At 42.5% G+C, this 16,010-nt stretch carries 17 protein-coding genes and 1 riboswitch; of the genes, 5 read left to right on the top strand and 12 right to left on the bottom strand.

Annotated features, from left to right (window positions below):
- Positions 1-7: 7 nt before the first annotated feature.
- On the bottom strand, positions 8-2,023 hold the full coding sequence (gene thiC / locus KPL72_RS11455) for a phosphomethylpyrimidine synthase ThiC (protein ID WP_219702812.1): 2,016 nt from the start codon (positions 2,021-2,023) through the stop codon (positions 8-10).
- A gap of 181 nt (positions 2,024-2,204) precedes the next feature.
- Positions 2,205-2,309: riboswitch (TPP riboswitch) on the bottom strand.
- Between the two features lie 77 nt (positions 2,310-2,386).
- Entirely contained in the window at positions 2,387-3,247 is an 861-nt protein-coding gene (rsmI, locus tag KPL72_RS11450) for a 16S rRNA (cytidine(1402)-2'-O)-methyltransferase (protein ID WP_249411559.1), read from the bottom strand.
- A 113-nt stretch (positions 3,248-3,360) separates the two neighbouring features.
- Here rsmI and KPL72_RS11445 point away from each other — a divergent pair, with 113 nt between their 5' ends.
- From KPL72_RS11445 to KPL72_RS11435, 3 genes are read left to right on the top strand one after another with little or no spacing between them, the layout of a single operon-like run.
- Complete coding sequence (locus tag KPL72_RS11445; RefSeq protein ID WP_249422215.1) at positions 3,361-5,136, top strand: penicillin-binding protein activator; 1,776 nt, start codon at positions 3,361-3,363, stop codon at positions 5,134-5,136.
- Positions 5,087-5,470: a YraN family protein gene (locus KPL72_RS11440; RefSeq protein WP_212915381.1), complete on the top strand. Its 384-nt coding sequence runs from the start codon at positions 5,087-5,089 to the stop codon at positions 5,468-5,470. The genes KPL72_RS11445 and KPL72_RS11440 overlap by 50 nt, the downstream gene beginning before the upstream one ends.
- Positions 5,471-5,475: 5 nt before the next feature.
- Entirely contained in the window at positions 5,476-6,069 is a 594-nt protein-coding gene (locus KPL72_RS11435; RefSeq protein ID WP_212915382.1) for an SIS domain-containing protein, read from the top strand.
- 82 nt (positions 6,070-6,151) lie between these two features.
- Here KPL72_RS11435 and KPL72_RS11430 read toward each other — a convergent pair whose 3' ends face one another.
- From KPL72_RS11430 to zapE, 5 genes are all read right to left on the bottom strand, one after another.
- Entirely contained in the window at positions 6,152-6,529 is a 378-nt protein-coding gene (locus tag KPL72_RS11430) for a ClpXP protease specificity-enhancing factor (protein WP_212915383.1), read from the bottom strand.
- A gap of 88 nt (positions 6,530-6,617) precedes the next feature.
- A complete protein-coding gene (locus tag KPL72_RS11425; protein ID WP_072839867.1) occupies positions 6,618-7,250 on the bottom strand; it encodes a glutathione S-transferase N-terminal domain-containing protein in 633 nt (210 codons plus the stop codon).
- Between the two features lie 399 nt (positions 7,251-7,649).
- Positions 7,650-8,042 carry a 30S ribosomal protein S9 gene (gene rpsI, locus KPL72_RS11420; RefSeq protein ID WP_072839866.1) on the bottom strand — a complete coding sequence of 131 codons (393 nt, stop codon included), beginning with the start codon at positions 8,040-8,042 and terminating at the stop codon, positions 7,650-7,652.
- A gap of 14 nt (positions 8,043-8,056) precedes the next feature.
- Complete coding sequence (rplM, locus tag KPL72_RS11415) at positions 8,057-8,485, bottom strand: 50S ribosomal protein L13 (protein ID WP_212915384.1); 429 nt, start codon at positions 8,483-8,485, stop codon at positions 8,057-8,059.
- Between the two features lie 151 nt (positions 8,486-8,636).
- Positions 8,637-9,737: a cell division protein ZapE gene (gene zapE, locus KPL72_RS11410; RefSeq protein ID WP_219702810.1), complete on the bottom strand. Its 1,101-nt coding sequence runs from the start codon at positions 9,735-9,737 to the stop codon at positions 8,637-8,639.
- Between the two features lie 127 nt (positions 9,738-9,864).
- Here zapE and KPL72_RS11405 point away from each other — a divergent pair, with 127 nt between their 5' ends.
- The gene (locus KPL72_RS11405; protein ID WP_219702809.1) at positions 9,865-10,317 is read left to right on the top strand and encodes a ZapG family protein; all 453 of its coding nucleotides are present in this window, start codon (positions 9,865-9,867) and stop codon (positions 10,315-10,317) included.
- 66 nt (positions 10,318-10,383) lie between these two features.
- Here the strand turns inward: KPL72_RS11405 and KPL72_RS11400 are convergent, their stop codons facing one another.
- Entirely contained in the window at positions 10,384-11,145 is a 762-nt protein-coding gene (locus KPL72_RS11400; protein ID WP_219702808.1) for a Nif3-like dinuclear metal center hexameric protein, read from the bottom strand.
- A gap of 18 nt (positions 11,146-11,163) precedes the next feature.
- On the opposite strand from KPL72_RS11400, the gene KPL72_RS11395 reads away from it, so the two are divergent.
- Complete coding sequence (locus tag KPL72_RS11395) at positions 11,164-12,216, top strand: S1C family serine protease (protein ID WP_219702807.1); 1,053 nt, start codon at positions 11,164-11,166, stop codon at positions 12,214-12,216.
- A 17-nt stretch (positions 12,217-12,233) separates the two neighbouring features.
- Here the strand turns inward: KPL72_RS11395 and KPL72_RS11390 are convergent, their stop codons facing one another.
- The 4 genes from KPL72_RS11390 to murA are packed head-to-tail and all read right to left on the bottom strand — an operon-like array spanning position 12,234 to position 16,004.
- The gene (locus KPL72_RS11390; RefSeq protein WP_219702806.1) at positions 12,234-12,785 is read right to left on the bottom strand and encodes an SRPBCC family protein; all 552 of its coding nucleotides are present in this window, start codon (positions 12,783-12,785) and stop codon (positions 12,234-12,236) included.
- Positions 12,785-14,095, bottom strand: coding sequence for a histidinol dehydrogenase (gene hisD / locus KPL72_RS11385; RefSeq protein ID WP_212915390.1), 1,311 nt, complete (start codon positions 14,093-14,095; stop codon positions 12,785-12,787). The genes KPL72_RS11390 and hisD overlap by 1 nt, the downstream gene beginning before the upstream one ends.
- Positions 14,096-14,740 carry an ATP phosphoribosyltransferase gene (gene hisG / locus KPL72_RS11380; RefSeq protein WP_012070108.1) on the bottom strand — a complete coding sequence of 215 codons (645 nt, stop codon included), beginning with the start codon at positions 14,738-14,740 and terminating at the stop codon, positions 14,096-14,098.
- 1 nt (position 14,741) lies between these two features.
- Positions 14,742-16,004 (bottom strand): UDP-N-acetylglucosamine 1-carboxyvinyltransferase, encoded by a 1,263-nt coding sequence (gene murA, locus KPL72_RS11375; protein WP_219702805.1) that lies wholly within the window; start codon positions 16,002-16,004, stop codon positions 14,742-14,744.
- Positions 16,005-16,010: the final 6 nt, after the last annotated feature.

The raw sequence follows: 16,010 nt of genomic DNA, 5'->3' as shown, positions 1-16,010 counted from the left end.
CTTTTACTTACAGCGATTTTTCTTTTGATTTATCTGAGGTGTGCTTGTCTGTGGTTAACTTATCCGTGGTTAAGTAGACATCACTGCCTAGTTCACGAAATTGCTCAGACATTTGCTGCATACCTGCTTCCGCATCACTTGCTTCTAAAGCACTCACATCAATGGCTTGGGCCTCTTCAAGCCCTTTGGCATAGTCACGCACTTCTTGGGTGATTTTCATCGAGCAGAATTTTGGCCCACACATAGAGCAGAAATGCGCCACTTTGCCGGAAGCTTGTGGCAAGGTTTCATCATGATAAGAACGAGCGGTTTCAGGGTCTAAGGACAAGTTAAACTGATCTTCCCAGCGAAACTCAAAACGCGCTTTCGATAAGGCGTTGTCACGAATTTGTGCACCCGGATGGCCTTTTGCCAAATCCGCCGCATGGGCCGCAATTTTATAAGTGATTAATCCCTGCTTAACGTCTTCCTTGTTAGGCAAACCAAGGTGTTCTTTTGGTGTCACGTAACACAACATGGCACAGCCGTACCAACCAATTTGTGCCGCACCAATGCCAGACGTAATGTGATCGTAACCAGGTGCGATGTCTTGTGTTAATGGCCCTAAGGTGTAAAACGGTGCCTCATGACAATGCTTCAACTGCTCGGTCATATTCTCTTCGATCAGCTGCATTGGCACATGACCAGGACCTTCGATCATCACTTGCACATCGTATTCCCAAGCAATTTTCGTCAACTCACCTAAGGTGCGAAGCTCCGACATTTGCGCTTCATCATTGGCATCCATGATAGAACCAGGACGCAATCCATCACCAAGCGACAAAGCCACATCGTATTGCGCACACAATTCACAAATTTCACGGAAACGCTCATATAGAAAGCTTTCTTCGTGGTGCGCCAAACACCATTTTGCCATGATGGAACCACCGCGTGACACGATGCCAGTAAGACGTTTCGCCGTCATTGGTACATAGCGCAGCAAAACACCAGCATGAATGGTGAAGTAATCTACGCCCTGTTCCGCTTGCTCGATCAAGGTATCGCGGAAAACTTCCCAGTTAAGATCTTCCGCCACACCATCGACCTTTTCTAAGGCCTGATAAATCGGCACTGTGCCAATTGGCACTGGCGAGTTTCGTAAAATCCATTCACGAGTTTCATGAATGTTTTTACCCGTCGACAAATCCATTACCGTATCTGCGCCCCAGCGCGTCGACCAAACCAATTTCTCCACTTCTTCTTCAATAGAAGACGTCACCGCTGAATTACCGATATTGGCGTTTACTTTCACCAAGAAGTTACGGCCAATAATCATTGGCTCAGATTCTGGATGATTGATGTTGTTTGGAATGATGGCGCGTCCTCTTGCCACTTCGTCACGAACAAACTCTGGCGTAATACGAGTCTGCAGATTAGCCCCAAAACTTTGCCCAGGATGTTGTTTTAATAACAACTCACTCTTGATGGCGTCGATATTTTGATTTTCACGCAGTGCGATGTATTCCATTTCTGGCGTGACGATGCCTTGACGAGCGTAATGCATTTGCGTCACGCATTTGCCTTGACGAGCTTTGCGCACTTTAGGTAGCTCTTTAAAGCGCAGGTCATCTAGTGCAGAGTTTTCTAGACGTGACTGAGCAAATTCTGACGACACACCTGGCAATATTTCTGTATCATCACGCTTTTCAATCCAGGGCGCACGCATTGGTGCCAAGCCGCGATACACATCAATGTTTTCGTGCGGATCGGCATAAGGACCGGAACAATCGTAAATATAAATCGCTTCATTGGGTTCAAAAGTCAGGTTGTCCGGATCAGAACCAATCGGTGTATCAGTCAAATTGATTTTACGCATTGGTACGCGAATCGTATCATCTGAACCCGTTAAATATATGCGTTCAGACGCTGGGAAAGGTTTGGCTTGCAATGACTCAATAAAAGACTTTGCCGCTTGACGTGATTCTTCACGAGATTGTTTGTTAGGTTTTTTTGCTTGTTGATTGGATTTATTGATAGTCGACATGAGCACTTCCCTTATTATAAAAATGGAGAATTGCTTGTCTGGGGTGCTGTTTCACAGGCAAACGCACTACTGGCGTTAATTGCAAAACGTGAACCCTGAATTTTATTAGAAAGGATGCTTTAGATGATATGACTGCATCGATTCCATAAAAATCAGGAGTTCATTCGATGCAGAAAAGAAAAATGGAGACTTTCTTGTTTCCTACGCGGGTATTAGCCCGATCAGGTTCTGCGGATCCCGCACTTAATTATGCGATCTCAGCCAAATGGCACTCCGACAAGTAGAGCTGAGTATACTCAGTCTTATCGGAATGTAAACACCCACCTTTTCTATGGATGTTTACCAAAGGCAAGAGGCGAAAATCTATTCGCCCTGCATTTCCAATGCCATTTTATAGAGGTAGTTTTTCTTCTCACCTGTTAATTTTGCTGCCATAGCGGCTGCTTGTTTAACCGGTAAATCTTCCAACAAAATCGTAAGTATACGCTTCGCTTCTAATTCAGCTTCGTTACCGCTTTCTTGCGTAAAACTCAGCATAACAACAAACTCACCGCGCATTTGGTTAGCATCTGCATCGAACTTGGCAAGAATTTCAGTTGCTGTACCAGATAAAAAAGTTTCAAAGGTTTTCGTTACTTCGCGAGCTAATACAAGCTGAGCATCGTCACCGTAGACTTTTTGCACATCAGCAATGGAGTCATAAACACGGTGAGTGGATTCGTAAAAAATCACAGTACCAGCTTGCTTCTTCCAAGATTCAAATAAGTCACAACGCCCTTTGGATTTGGCTGGCACAAAACCCGCAAAAAAGAACTGATCCGTTGGCAAGCCGGAAGCACACAAAGCTGCAACCAAAGCACAAGCACCTGGAATTGGTACAACCTTATGACCTTTTTCGCGTAATGCATGGACAACATGATAACCAGGATCGGAAATAAGTGGGGTTCCTGCATCAGATACCAAGGCGACATTTTTGCCTTCGTCCAATAAGCTAGCTACATAGTCAGCTTTGTCTTTCTCATTGTGGTCATGAATGGAAAATAGCTTCGCTTCAATCGCAAAATGATTGAGTAACCGTCGAGTGTGTCGAGTGTCTTCAGCAGCGATATAATCTACATCACGTAAAGTTTGCTCCGCTCTCTTACTAAAATCGTCTAGATTGCCAATTGGAGTAGCAACTATGTACAGCGACCCTCTCGCATCATCAGAACTATGTGGTACCATGTTGCCTCTTTTATTTGTCATTTTATAAGCTTATGAGCCTAATTAATTACCGCATCATATCATTAACTCTTTGCACTTTTCTGCTAAGCGCCTGTAATTCCATGAATTTAAATATGGATCAGTCTCAAAACAGACTTCAGAACGCCAACAATAACGGTGCATTGGAAAGAACTCTGCCACCTAGCATTTATCATCCAAAGAAAGCGTCTGATGTTTCAAAGGAGCTAGCCGATGCTTATAACGCAGCAAAAAACTTCTATGAGCAAAGCGAGTTCCAACAAACTATTGACGTACTAGAGAACAAGGTACTGATTACCTCTTCTTCTATTCAATTTGAAGCTTACTTACTCGCCGCTTTAGCAGCATCAAACTTAGATAATTCTACCGATGCTTTGAGCTACTTGGAGCAAGCCAACAAGTTGCCAGCAGCAAACCATCCAGACAACCAGAATAGATGGAAAGAAACAAAAGCGTCTATTCTTGAGTATTTCGGCAATTGGCTAGAAGTCGTGAATCTGCGAATGGATTTGACTTATAACCTTCCACTTAACGAAGGCGAAGGTAATCAAGCAAAACTATGGATGGCTATCCAGAATTTAACACAGAATGAAATTGATGAATTATATCAGCAGCAGAAGCCTTTACTTAATGGCTGGTTAACTATCAGTAATATATTAAGAGACCAATCTCTTTCTATCGAACAACAATTAACTATGTTCAAAAACTGGCAAGCTGAAAACCCAAGTCACCCAGCTGCAATTTCACCGCCACAAGACTTCAAAGTCATGTCATCCGTTGAACAGATGGCACCGAAAAAAATTGTCTTGATGCTACCAATGAGCGGCAGATTAGAACGTGCATCTCAAGCTATTGTAGATGGATTTTTTGCTTCTTTTTACAACCAGAAAGAAGCAAGACCACAAGTTAGTATCGTCAACATAGACGATTACCCAAGCATTAATGAAGCAATTGCCGCCGCCAATGAACAGCAACCGGATGTTATTATTGGGCCATTGCAAAAAAACAATGTTGCTCAAGTTAGCCACTTAGATCTTCCTTACCCTGTAATCGCGCTAAATCAGCTTGATGTTAATCAACATCCAAAAAATCTTTACCACTTCTCTTTAAGTGCTGAAGACGAGATACATGAGCTAATCACCTTCGCGAAACAAGAAGGCGCAACAAAAGCCGCAATCCTAAGTACGCAAGACACGTGGGCACTAAAACAGAGCGATGAATTCCGCGCTGCAGCTGCGAAAGAAAATGTCACAATCACTTCCAATCAGTCTTATGCCAACACTCCAAAAGGCAGACAGGATGCGATTCAGAAATTGCTACTGATTAATGAAAGTTATGCCCGTAAAAGATCCGTTGAAAAATGGATAGGTACAAGTGTAGATAGCATTGCAAGATCTCGCGAAGACCTAGATTATGTCTATTACATTGGCAAACTTAATGATGCTAAACAAATCAGACCTCTGCTAGATTTCTATTTTGCCGACAAGATACCTATGCTGGCCAGCAGCACGCTGAACGATAGCGCACCAGAAAGATCAACCAAGCCTGAAGACATTGAGCGCATACTGTTCACTGAAGTCCCTGCCCTTACACCAAACAACACGTCGCTAGATGCTTTACCTAAAAATCAAAGCTCAAATATTTTGCGCAGACTACAAGCCCTAGGCGCTGATTCGTATTTACTAGCAAACAAATACCAACTATTCACCCTACTTCCTAGCACCAAAATTTCTGCAAATACTGGCATTATCACCATGGATGAAAATGGCATATTTCATAAAAGACCAGAGATCATGACTTACCGAAAAGGAAATTTGGTATATGCGACCAGCCATCAGTTTTTTGAACAAAAGGAAAGTACCGAAAAATAACGGAGAGAAAGCAGAACAAGCAGCCGAAGCCTTTCTTCTAAAGCAAGGGCTTCGGTTTGTAGAAAGAAACTTTTTCTGCCGTATCGGGGAAATTGATTTAATTTTTTTAGATCAAAACACCTATGTTTTTGTAGAGGTTCGCTTCCGAGCAAACAGCGCCCATGGAAGTGCCGCTGAAAGCCTTGGGCAATCTAAGCTTAAGAAAGTACGCAACAGCGCGGCTTTATGGCTACAAAAGAATAATAAAGTAAACAATGCAAGTCGCTTCGATGCGATACTATTTGACGAAAAAATAGACACACAACATTTAACTTGGCTTAAAGCAGTATTTTAATCACTATGGATTTTCAAGAAGCAATCTACACACAATTTGCCCAGAGTTTTGAAGCACAACAACAAGCTCTGGAAAGTTTACCGCCTTATATTGAACATGCTGCAAAAGTGATTTTTTCAAGCATTGCTTCTGGTGGGAAAGTTATCTGCATCGGCAACAGTACCGGCTCTCACCTATCACAGTATTTCAGCACACTCCTGTTGGACAGAATGGATAGAGAACGCCCAGGCTTACCCGCAATAAACCTGAGCGGTGAAGGCTCAGCTCTTTTAGCCATCACTCACAACGATAGCTACCACGATGTTTTTTCGAAGCAAATTACCGCGTTAGGTAACCAAGGCGACATTTTGTTTGTCATTGCCAACCGAGGCAACACCTCGCCAATAATACAAGCCATTCAAGCCGCCCATGAACGCAAAATGAGTATAGTTGCGCTCACTAGCCCAGAAGCTAAAAACGTCTCGTCACTCACCTCTCAGGATGATACAGAGATAAAGATCAACCTTCTTGGAACAGCAAGAGTTCATGAGTGCCAACTTAGCGTCATTCACATTCTAGTTGACCTACTTGAGCGCCAACTATTTGGCTACGAAGACTAAGCAGATTAAATTAAAAATATTTGAGACAAAAAAAGAGCCATTTTGAAGTGGCTCTTTTTTTAGAAAAATATAACGATATTCTTTATTTCACAACTTTCAGCTGAAAACCTTTTTTAGGTTCTGGCGGTGTTGGAGTTGGCTCATCAAAGAACTCTTCATCTGGAAAAACAAATCCATCACCATTTTCTTTCGCGTACAAAGCCAGCGCCGCTCGCATTGGCACATAAACCTGCATAGGTTTTCCACTAAAACGCGCCTCAAACGAAACCGCCTCTTTATCCATAATCAAATGGCGAACAGCAGACATACCAATGTTTAAAACTATTTGACCATCTTTAACAAACTCGGTAGGCACCACGACATCTTTTTGCTGAGCGTCTACCAGCAAATAAGGCGTCATATCGTTATCAGCAACCCAAGAATAAGCGGCATTTAATAAATAAGATCTTTTCGGTAACATTTTATCCCCTACCTAATAAATATTTCGTAAAAAAAAGGAGCCATAAGCTCCTCTTTTGCTACTTAACAAAACCGAGACAAAGCCTCAGTTAGTCTAAACGCATCTCTTGTTCAGCCTCAGAAAGACTTTCTTGGAAAGACTCACGAGCAAAGACAAGATCCATATATTTGTATAACGCTCTTGCTTGATCTTTTGGAATCTCTACACCAAGTATAGGCAAACGCCACAAGATTGGAGCTAAGCAGCAATCTACAATAGTAAACTCATCACTCATGAAGTAAGGTTTTTCTTCAAAGATCGGAGTAACGTTTAATAAACCTTCACGTAACTCTTTCTGAGCTTTAGCGACAGCTTCTTTGTCTTTACTAGTAAGAATCAAATCAACCAACTTGGCCCAGTCACGCTGAATACGGTACATAAACAAACGACTTTCAGCACGAGCAACAGGATATACAGGCAGCAACGGTGGATGTGGAAAACGCTCATCCAAGTATTCCATCATCACATTTGGCTCATAAAGAACCAAGTCGCGATCAACTAAAGCTGGTAGCTCATTGTATGGATTAACATCCGCCAACTCGTCTGGCTTGTTAAACGGGTCTACATCTATGATGTCCACTGTGACGGCTTTCTCAGCCAATACAATACGAACTCGATGGCTGTAATGATCTTCTCCATCAGAGAAGAACGTCATTGAGGAGCGCTTTGCAATAACACCCATGTCTAACCCCTATATTGAAAACATCTACATCCCCTTCAAAGGAGGGGACAAACTATAATATGGTGACGAAGTAACAAAAATATTACACGATATCGTCAACACAGAAAATCTTTCATGGAATGCTCGCTTGCATACCTTTTATAAAACAAGGCTTTAACTTAGCACTCGACTCTAAGCAGAGAGATATCTCAAACCTAGATGGCAGGCAATACGCAGCAAACAAAAAAACACACTTGCGAAACCATGAACTTTAAAGCTCGGCTATTCTAGCATTATTTTCAAACAATTTTTCTTAGAAAAAACATTTTGTTGCAAGAATTCTGTAACCAACTTTATTTCAAGCAAAAAAAACGCTTGGCGAAAACACCAAGCGTTTTAATAATAATTCCAAAGCGAAAATTAACGCTTAGAGAACTGAGGACGACGACGTGCTTTGCGTAGACCAACTTTCTTACGTTCAACTTCACGAGAGTCGCGTGTAACGAATCCTGCAGAACGTAGAGTACGACGTAGAGTCTCATCGTATTGCATCAAAGCGCGTGTGATACCGTGACGGATCGCACCAGCTTGACCAGAGATACCACCACCTTTAACAGTGATGTAAACGTCAAATTTTTCAGTAGCGCCAACAAGTTCAAGAGGTTGACGAACAACCATCTGAGCTGTTTCACGACCGAAGTACTGAGAAAGAGTACGGTTATTGATAACTAGGTTACCAGAACCCGCTTTAAGGAACACACGAGCGGTAGACGTTTTACGACGACCTGTACCGTAGTATTGAGTAGCTGACATAATGATCTTCCGTATTAAATGTTAAGGGCTTGAGGCTGTTGAGCAGCATGTGGATGCTCAGTACCAGCGTACACTTTCATTTTCTTGTGCATTGCACGGCCCAATGGACCTTTTGGCAACATACCTTTTACGGCGATTTCAAGAACGCGCTCAGGAGCGTGATCAATCAACTTCTCGAAATTCATAGAACGCAAGCCGCCTGGATAACCAGTATGGCGGTAGTATTGTTTAGCTGCTGCTTTGTTACCAGTAACGTGAATTTTCTCAGCATTAACAACAACGATATAATCGCCAGTATCAACGTGCGGAGTGAATTCAGCTTTATGCTTGCCACGTAGACGACGAGCAATTTCGGTAGCCAAGCGGCCTAGAGTTTTGCCTTCAGCATCAACCACGAACCAGTCGCGGCGAACTTCAGCAGGTTTAGCTGTAAAAGTTTTCATCAAAAAACCCTTTCAATACGCGTGCTCAATGACACGCTATACCTATTATTATTGGTTGGCCAAATATAAATATTCGATCAACGTACACTTACCTTTAAAAAGGCGAGCGAAGTATATACCAACAGAATTAAATATGAAAGTCGAAATACACCTAAGGACGGTGCTCTAAAGACAAATACTCTTCCGATTGCATCTCTAATAATCGACTCACCGTACGATCATATTCAAAGGCCAAGCGCGTACCAGTGTAAATATCTGGAATAGCGACCTCAGCAGAAAAAATCACCTTAACATGACGATCATAAAACTCATCAACCAAGTTAATAAAACGCCTCGCTAGATCATCTCGCGAGGCATCCATTTGAGGTAGATTCGAGATAATAACTGTGCTGTATAAACGCGCCAACTCAATGTAATCAACCTGACTTCTCGGCCCATCACATAACGCCTTAATATCAAACCAAGCAAGTCCTTCACAGCTTCGTAGCAGAGGAATATTACGACCTTCAATTTCTGCAGCTCCACCTTCAACGATATGAGAAGCATCAGAGATTAGACTCATGAAACGCTCATTCAACGCCTCATCTGCCTCCTCACTCAATGGGAAGTGATAAAGCTTAGCCTGCTTCAAAGTACGCAATCGATAATCTACACCACCATCAACATTCATCACCTTAGTGTGCTTCTTCACAAGATCGATTGCCGGCAAGAAACGCGCACGCTGCAAACCATTTTTATATAAACCATCAGGCTCTATGTTAGAGGTTGCCACCAGAGTCGTACCGTTCTCAAACAACACCTCAAGCAGCCCCGCCAAAATCATCGCATCCGTTATGTCCGTTACAAAAAATTCATCGAAACATAACACCTGCGCTTTAGATGCAATTTCTTTCCCGACTATCTCCAGCGGATTTTTCACATCATGAAGCTTACGAAGCTCTTGATGCACCATCTGCATAAAACGATGAAAATGCAGGCGCATTTTTCTTTCCGTTGGCAAACAGTCGAAAAAGGTATCCATCAGATAGGTCTTTCCTCGCCCTACACCACCCCAGAAATACAAGCCCTGCTCAACAGAAGGAGCTTTCTTTTTCAGAAAGCGCCCCAAAAAACCACTGGAAGATTTATCAGTCTGATTTGCAATTAAGCGGTCAAATAAATCCTGCAGCGCTTCCACTGCTTCTTCCTGAGCGGGATCATAATTAAAGTCTGCTCTTGTTAAATCTTGCTTGTAACGTGTAATGGGTGTCATCGCCGCTCTTTCGTTCGATTAGTAAATTATGAGTATTCTAGCAAATTGCATCTTAAACAACACCTATCAAGCTGTTATCGTAGGGGTGGTTTCGCTATAATGGATTATCTGTTTTTTGGAGAAAGTCATGAACTTAGAAGAATTCAATATTATTATCTTTATTACCGGCATTATTATTGGCTGTGTCGCTACACTTGCTCTTAAAAGCTACAGTGCAAAAAATAACAGCAAGAAAGCTGATTCAAGCTCAAACATCATCACTATGAAATCGCTACAGCAGGAATTAGACAGCAAACAAGTCATTATCGACAACTTCTTCACAGACAGTAATGAACAACTAATGTCCGTCGAAAAACGCTTGGCCGACTTAAGAAACTCTCTTGCCGATAACGCAAGTCAATTAAGCAACATAAAAGTCGAAAAAAGCACAACAAACAACGCAGACACAACTGAAGAACACACTTTCACAGAACCACCGCGAGATTACGCTCTAAAAAAAGATAAAGAGCCAGGCATGCTAAGTGAAACATTTGGTTTTGATGAAAGAAATATCGATATCGAGCCTAAACGAACCATCTAACAAGAAAACAAATTAATAAAAACGGGCTTTTTAAAAGCCCGTTTTTATATCTAGTCAGCGCCACCACTAAGCTGGATTGTCCACATCAATAAAAACCGCATCAAGACCACACTCATCTGATAAATACGCAGCCATAGATCTAGCACCAAAGCGCTCAGTTGCATGATGCCCCGCGGCAATGAAATGAATATCCATCTCACGCGCAATGTGAATTGTCTGCTCAGAAACTTCACCAGTGATAAACACATCTGCACCAACGGCTACCGCTTGCTCTATATAACTCTGCGCGCCACCCGTACACAATGCAACACGACAAATAGGTTGATCATTCACGCGTTCAAAAAGTATATCTCGCTCTACCGCAGCTTCGACCATCTTTTGAAATACAACCGCCGAAACCGGCTCACTCAATTCCCCAACAACACCAATAGACTCTTCTATAGGCACACCAAATTGTAAACTGGAACGATTTAAAAGCCCTATTGCATCAGCCAATCCAGCATTGTTGCCCAACACAGGATGGGCATCCAAAGGCAAATGGTAGCCATATAAATTGATGTCATTTTTAATCAAAGAAGAAATGCGTCGATATTTCATACCAACAATCCGTGGATCCTCATTCTTCCAGAAATAGCCATGATGCACAAAGATAGCGTCCGCTTTATACTCGATGGCAGCATCAATTAACGCCTGACTAGCAGTTACCCCAGTCACCACGCGGTTAATCTCTTTTTTTCCTTCCACCTGCAAACCATTGGGCGCATAATCCTTGAAACGACTTGGACTTAATGTCTTATTAAGCAATAACTCAAATTCACTGCGTAGCAAAACAACTCCTTATACCTTATGAATCAAAAAAATTACTGGATACCAATCATTATCGCTATTCTCGCTGGCACTTGTATAGGCCTAGCCGTATTACTTATACAGGAGAAACAAAAAACCTCACTTTCAAGCTACTCAACACCAGTCAAAATCGCCACCCCTTCTGTTGTTAATATCTATACCCAAGTCCTACAACAAAAAGGCCTAAACGACTTAAATACCGCAAAACACAGCATCAACTTAGGCTCCGGCGTAATTGCCACAAAAGATGGCTTCATCCTGACCAATCACCATGTCATTCAAAATGCACAAAGCATTGTTATCGCTCTTAACGATGACAGACGCGTTGAAGCAAAGCTAATTGGCTCAGACCCATCAACCGACTTAGCCGTTTTAAAAATAGATCTGCCCAACCTGCCCAACATAAAAATGGGTAACAGTGACGAGATATCTATTGGAGATCAAATCCTCGCCATAGGAAATCCATTCGGGATCGGCCAAACAGTCACCGCTGGCATCATTAGCGCAAAAGGCCGAAACAGCATAGGTCTTAACACTTATGAGAACTTCCTACAAACTGACGCAGCAATAAACCCTGGAAATTCAGGTGGCGCTTTAGTTAACCTGAGAGGCGAACTCATTGGCATCAGCTCTGCAATTTACTCAAGCACTGGAGGCTCTCAGGGAATAGGCTTTGCAACACCGATTGACGACGCTCTTGATGTGATGACTGACATTATAAAACACGGCGAAGTAGTAAGAGGATATTTAGGAATGGATGCTCAAAAAATCACTAAGACACTAGCAGAAAACTTACTACTACCATCAGAACATGGACTACTAGTAAGCGATATAACAAAAGAAAGCCCAGCAGAGAAAGCTGGCATAGAAGTGGGAGATATTATTCTTGAAATTAACAATACGCCAAGTGAAGATCCATTTCAGATAAGACACTTAATCGCATCTCTAAAACCTGGAACAAATATCTCTCTAGTCGGTATTCGTGGGCAGCAATCCTATCAGACCAATATCATGCTAGAAAAACAACCCACTATGCAGCGCATCAACTATTAACACATCATTTATAATTGCTAGTGCAGAAGCTCAACTTGCTCTTTTAGCTTCTGCAAACTGCGCTCAAAATTACTACCCGCAATATTGTTTGCAAACATAGCAAGGTAAGGGCTCAACAAACCAGCACTAAGATTCCCTTCAATAGTCCATTTAACCACTGTACTACCTTCATTTTCTTGCAATACAATTTCATTATGAACTAGATTTACCTTTGGCTTAGGACGAACATCAAACCGAATAACAGATTCTGATGACTCAATCACAGACAAAAGCCCTTGGTCGGCTGTTTTATCATAAACCAAAGCTACGGAATCACCCTTCCCCAAAACACCACCAAATGAAGCAACTTTACCATCTTGCACAAACATCCAATCTGGTAAACGATCTCCTTGAAGGATATCTTGATAAACCACATCGCGAGGAGCGTTAATAACAACACTACGCTCCACCCGATAATCCGCTGGCATAAAGAACCCAACCACAACCAAAAGCAAAATAACCAACGCAGAAATGCGCGTTACCTTTCGCAGCTTGTAAAGCGCCGCTGGGTGCGAAGAATTATTCGCCATTAAGCATCCTTCAGAATACGGTATTCAGCCGACATAGCGTGCGCTTCCAAAGACTCTCCACGAGCCAAAGGAGAAGCAATTTTCGCCAATTCACTTGCCCCTTCAGGCGAGCAATAAATCAAAGAGCTACGCTTTTGGAAGTCATAAACCCCCAAAGGAGATGAAAACCTTGCCGTACCAGACGTTGGCAAAACATGGTTAGGTCCTGCACAATAATCACCCAATGCTTCCGGCGTATGGCGACCCATAAAAATAGCACCAGCGTGACGAATTTTTTCGGCCCACTTCTCAGGCTCATCGATCGATAACTCAAGGTGCTCAGCAGCAACAATGTTCGCAATATCCATAGCTTCATCCATATTTTCAACATGGATAAAAGCACCACGACCTTCCAAAGACGCCTTAATAATATCTTTACGACTTTGCGTTTCAATCAAACGCTCCATGGAAGCTTTTACATTTTTAATAAAAGCCAAGTCAGGAGAAATTAAAATAGATTGAGCATCTTCATCATGCTCTGCCTGAGAGAACAAATCCATAGCAATCCAATCTGGATCCGTCTTACCATCACAAACAACCAAAATCTCAGAAGGTCCGGCGATCATGTCGATACCAACAACACCAAATACCATTTTTTTAGCTGTGGCCACGTATATGTTGCCAGGACCGACAATTTTATCGACCTTGGGAATCGTTTCTGTACCATAAGCCAAAGCCGCGACAGCCTGTGCACCACCGATAGTGAACACACGATCCACACCAGCAATATAAGCCGCCGCCAAAACGATATCATTAACCAAACCATCAGGCGTTGGAACCACCATGATAATTTCGCCAACGCCAGCTACTTTAGCAGGCATTACGTTCATCAATACAGATGAAGGATAGGCTGCTTTACCGCCTGGCACATAAACACCAACACGATCTAAAGGCGTAACTTTTTGACCAAGCACTGTGCCGTCATTTTCTTGATATTGCCAAGAAGGCTGTTTTTGACGCTCATGATAATCATGCACACGTTTTGCAGCCGCTTCCAAACTAGCAACCAGCTCCGCGCTGACGCGACCTTTTGCCAAAGCCAATTCTTCACGAGAGATTTCAAGCTCTTTAGAAGAATCAACCTGTCGACGATCAAAACGGTTTGTAAACTCAATTACTGCAGAGTCACCATTAAGACGAACTTGCTCAACAATATCTGCTACAGCTTTTTGCACACCAGCATCAGACACTGAGTCCCATGCAAGCAAAGATTCTAACTCAGAGCGAAAACCATCAGAGCTAGAAGAGAATTCTCGAATATTCAGGTTCAATTACTTACCCTCGTTATCTTCAACCGCACGACGTATCATTTCTAGGATAGGCTCGATTTCAGAATACTTCGTTTTATAAGCCGCTTTATTGACCACCAAACGGGTACTGATTGGCGCAATCAATTCACGAGCCTCAAGACCATTTGCTTTTAGCGTATTGCCAGTATCGACGATATCTACAATAAGATCTGCCAAGCCCATGATAGGTGCCAATTCCATAGCACCGTATAGCTTAATCACATCAGCCTGAATACCTTGCTCAGCAAAATACGCTTTTGCCGTTTTAATAAACTTAGAGGCTACTTTCAAACGCCTATTTGGCAAAGGTTGACCAACAACGCCAGCCGTCATCAAACGACATTTTGCTATTTTGAGGTCTAGTAGCTCATAAAGGTTTTTAGTAGACGCTTCCATCAACACATCTTTACCAGCAACACCAAAATCTGCCACACCATGGTCTACATAAGTTGGTACGTCAGTCGCGCGCAAAATCACCAACTTAATATGTTCATGGTTTGTGTCGAATATTAATTTTCGGCTTTTACTAATATCTTCAACTGGAACAATATTCGCTTTTTCTAAAAGCGGTAAAGTTTCACCAAGAATGCGCCCTTTCGACAGCGCAATCGTTAATGTTTTACTCATATCAATTTAAGACCCGTGAAATTTTCGCACCTAATGAACCGAATTTTTCTTCAATACACTCATAACCACGGTCAATATGGTAGATACGATCAATCTTTGTATCACCCTCTGCCACTAAAGCAGAAAGCACTAAACTTGCAGAAGCACGTAAGTCTGTCGCCATGACTGGTGCGCCTTTCAAGCGCTCACAACCACGCACGATAGCCGTATTACCAGTGACTTCAATATCAGCCCCCATGCGAAGCATTTCATCAACATGCATGAAGCGATTTTCAAAGATATTTTCAATAACTCGACCTACGCCGTTCGCAATTGAATTTAAGGCAACAAACTGCGCTTGCATATCGGTTGGAAATGCAGGATACGGAGCGGTACTGATGTTTACAGCATTTGGACGACGCCCTTCCATATCCACTTCGATCCAATCATCACCACAAGTCACTTTCGCGCCAGCTTCTTCTAGCTTAGAAAGTACAGCCTCAAGTGATTTAACATTGGTATCAATCACTCGGACTTTACCGCCCGTAATTGCAGCCGCAACCAAGAAAGTACCTGTCTCAATACGATCTGGCATAACTGGATAACTAGTACCATGCAACGCTTCAACACCATCAATAATAATAGTATCCGTTCCATGACCAGTAATCTTAGCGCCCATTGCAATTAGACACTCAGCTAAATCAACTACTTCAGGCTCACGCGCTGCGTTTTCCAAAATAGTTTGCCCATCAGCCAACGTCGCAGCCATCAACAGATTTTCTGTTCCGGTTACAGTAACTTTATCAAAGAAGATGCGTGCGCCTTTAAGACGACCATCAACACTTGCAACGATATCACCACCTTCCACAGAAATTGTCGCACCCATGGCTTCCAAACCACGCAAATGCAAATCCACTGGGCGACTACCAATCGCACAACCACCAGGAAGCGACACAACCGCTTTACCAAAATGACTAACTAAAGGACCAAGCACTAAAATAGAAGCGCGCATAGTCTTAACAAGATCATAAGGCGCTTCACAATTATTAAGTGTTGAAACATCTAACTGCACACTCATTTTTTCATCAACAACAACACCACACCCCATAGAACCAAGTAGTTCAAGCATGGTGGTAATGTCATGTAAATGAGGAAGGTTTTTAATTGTGATCAATTCTTTTGTTAACAAGGTTGCCGCTAGAATGGGCAACGCGGCATTTTTCGCACCAGAAGCGCGAACAACACCATTAAGCCGAGTACCACCGGTAATCAGAAGCTTATCCATATTTTT

The organism is Marinomonas lutimaris, from assembly GCF_019426345.1.
Classification (GTDB): Bacteria; Pseudomonadota; Gammaproteobacteria; order Pseudomonadales; family Marinomonadaceae; genus Marinomonas; species Marinomonas lutimaris.
Note: the sequence above shows the minus strand (reverse complement) of the source record. Positions and strands in the feature narration are given on the sequence as shown.

What these genes read in the sequence shown, in the direction of transcription:
- thiC (WP_219702812.1), bottom strand. Translation starts at nt 2,023, where the DNA reads ATGTCGACTATCAATAAATCCAATCAACAAGCAAAAAAACCTAACAAA.
- rsmI (WP_249411559.1), bottom strand. Translation starts at nt 3,247, where the DNA reads ATGGTACCACATAGTTCTGATGATGCGAGAGGGTCGCTGTACATAGTT.
- KPL72_RS11445 (WP_249422215.1), top strand. Translation starts at nt 3,361, where the DNA reads ATGGATCAGTCTCAAAACAGACTTCAGAACGCCAACAATAACGGTGCA.
- KPL72_RS11440 (WP_212915381.1), top strand. Translation starts at nt 5,087, where the DNA reads ATGCGACCAGCCATCAGTTTTTTGAACAAAAGGAAAGTACCGAAAAAT.
- KPL72_RS11435 (WP_212915382.1), top strand. Translation starts at nt 5,476, where the DNA reads ATGGATTTTCAAGAAGCAATCTACACACAATTTGCCCAGAGTTTTGAA.
- KPL72_RS11430 (WP_212915383.1), bottom strand. Translation starts at nt 6,529, where the DNA reads ATGTTACCGAAAAGATCTTATTTATTAAATGCCGCTTATTCTTGGGTT.
- KPL72_RS11425 (WP_072839867.1), bottom strand. Translation starts at nt 7,250, where the DNA reads ATGGGTGTTATTGCAAAGCGCTCCTCAATGACGTTCTTCTCTGATGGA.
- rpsI (WP_072839866.1), bottom strand. Translation starts at nt 8,042, where the DNA reads ATGTCAGCTACTCAATACTACGGTACAGGTCGTCGTAAAACGTCTACC.
- rplM (WP_212915384.1), bottom strand. Translation starts at nt 8,485, where the DNA reads ATGAAAACTTTTACAGCTAAACCTGCTGAAGTTCGCCGCGACTGGTTC.
- zapE (WP_219702810.1), bottom strand. Translation starts at nt 9,737, where the DNA reads ATGACACCCATTACACGTTACAAGCAAGATTTAACAAGAGCAGACTTT.
- KPL72_RS11405 (WP_219702809.1), top strand. Translation starts at nt 9,865, where the DNA reads ATGAACTTAGAAGAATTCAATATTATTATCTTTATTACCGGCATTATT.
- KPL72_RS11395 (WP_219702807.1), top strand. Translation starts at nt 11,164, where the DNA reads ATGAATCAAAAAAATTACTGGATACCAATCATTATCGCTATTCTCGCT.
- KPL72_RS11390 (WP_219702806.1), bottom strand. Translation starts at nt 12,785, where the DNA reads ATGGCGAATAATTCTTCGCACCCAGCGGCGCTTTACAAGCTGCGAAAG.
- hisG (WP_012070108.1), bottom strand. Translation starts at nt 14,740, where the DNA reads ATGAGTAAAACATTAACGATTGCGCTGTCGAAAGGGCGCATTCTTGGT.
- murA (WP_219702805.1), bottom strand. Translation starts at nt 16,004, where the DNA reads ATGGATAAGCTTCTGATTACCGGTGGTACTCGGCTTAATGGTGTTGTT.